This window comes from Mycobacterium sp. TH-M11, from assembly GCF_057473725.1.
Window position 1 is genome coordinate 1 of record NZ_JBYCLD010000535.1, and the last position, 1,725, is coordinate 1,725.

2 protein-coding genes and 1 pseudogene are annotated in these 1,725 nt (G+C 69.4%); 1 reads left to right on the forward strand and 2 read right to left on the reverse strand.

Features of this window, described 5'->3' with window-relative positions; genetic code table 11:
- The coding region (locus AC2VOG_RS20295; RefSeq protein WP_486941615.1) for an enoyl-CoA hydratase-related protein at positions 1–514 on the forward strand (514 nt) is incomplete at its 5' end.
- Positions 515–517: 3 nt separating this feature from the next.
- On the opposite strand, the gene AC2VOG_RS20300 is transcribed toward AC2VOG_RS20295, so the two are convergent.
- Both AC2VOG_RS20300 and AC2VOG_RS20305 read right to left on the reverse strand, forming a co-directional pair.
- Positions 518–1,534, reverse strand: coding sequence for an NAD(P)/FAD-dependent oxidoreductase (locus tag AC2VOG_RS20300; RefSeq protein ID WP_486941616.1), 1,017 nt, complete (start codon positions 1,532–1,534; stop codon positions 518–520).
- 33 nt (positions 1,535–1,567) lie between these two features.
- Positions 1,568–1,725, reverse strand: a pseudogene (locus AC2VOG_RS20305) (type III polyketide synthase); the annotation flags it as partial.

A 1,725-nucleotide genomic window follows, 5' to 3' on the forward strand; every position in this document is an offset into this window, starting at 1 on the left:
CCACTTCATCGACAAGCCGACGATCGCCGCGGTCAACGGCACCGCGCTGGGTGGTGGGACCGAGCTGGCGCTGGCCAGCGACCTGGTGGTGGCCGAGGAGCGCGCGCAGTTCGGTCTGCCGGAGGTCAAGGTGGGCCTGCTGGCCGGCGCCGGCGGCGTGTTCCGCATCGCGCAGCAGCTGCCGCGCAAGGTCGGCATGCAGATGCTGCTGACCGGTGAGCCGATCAGCGCCACCGAGGCCGCGGATTGGGGGCTGATCAACCAGGTCGTCGCAGATGGCACCGTGCTGGAAGCCGCGCTGGCACTTGCCAAGCGGATCACCGTCAACGCGCCGCTGTCCGTGCAGGCCAGCAAGCGCATCGCGTGTGGTGCCGACGACGGCGTCATCCCCGACGAGGAAGCCGGCTGGACCCGCACCGCGCGCGAGTTCGGCACGCTGTTGCGCACGGAGGACGCGAAAGAGGGGCCACTGGCGTTCGCGGAGAAACGTCCGCCGGTCTGGAAGGCGCGCTGAGCGTTACTTCGCCAGCGTATTCACCGCTCGGCTGAACGCAGCGGGCAGCAGCGCCGACGCGGGGACAACCACGCGCCGGCCGGCCCGCGTTGCGGTGGCCAGCACCAGGGAACGAGTGAGTAGCCGGTAGTTGCGAGTTATCCGGCGCCACGTCGTCTCGTAAGACGACGGGTTGCCGTCGACGATCGCGGCCACCGCCGCGCCGGCCTGTTTGACGGCCAGGCTGATGCCTTCACCGGTGAGCGCGTCCTCGTATCCGGCGGCGTCACCCACCAGCAGCACCCGCCCGGCGACCCGGCGTGAAACCACCTGCCGCAGTGGGCCGCAGCCCAGTGCTCGGGTCCGGGTGGCCGCGCCCAGACGCTGACTCAACTGGGGGAACCAAGCCAGGTCGGGCCGCCCGCGAGACAGGATGGCCACGCCGACCAGATCCGGTTCGACCGGGGTGACGTAAGCCTCGCCAAACGGTGACCAGTACACCTCGACGAACTCCGAGAAGGCCGGCGCGCAGAAGTGCCAGCGAACGCCGTAGCGCCGAGGGGTCCCCGCAACCGCGCGGACGCCGACGGCGGAGCGGACGCTGGAGTGCAAACCGTCGGCGGCGACCAGCCATCTGACCCGCACACCGGCCGCTGTCACCCCGGCCATGTCCTGCTCGATATTGGTCACCCGCGCCGAAACCCATTCCGTGTCTTGCACTTTCGCCTGTGCAGCCAGTGCCGCGTGCAGGGTTGTGCGCCGGACACCGCGGCCCGGACCCCCGCGGAAGCGCGCTTCGGCGCGTCGATGCTCGTTGACGTAAGCGATCCCGCGCAACGGTAGCCCGGCCGGGTCGACGCCGAGCGATGCGAGTTCAGCCAGGCCGCCGGGCATCACGCCCTCACCGCAGGCTTTGTCGATCGGCGTTTCCCGCGACTCGGCCACGATCACCGAAAGTCCTTGTCGACGAGCGTGTAACGCGGTGGCAAGTCCGCCCGGACCGCCACCGACGACCAGCAGGTCCGCGTCGAAGCCAGTCACGGGTAGCCCTGGGACGAGTTTTCCACGCCGACCCTACCAACCGAGCAGCACGAGTTCCGAGCAGAACGCCGGACCCATCGCAATCATCAACCCAAACGAGCCCGGCGCCGGCGGATCGGCCATGTTCCTGCTGAGCACATCCAGCACCGACACCGACGACAGATTCGCGTTCTCGCGCAATGAGTTACGGG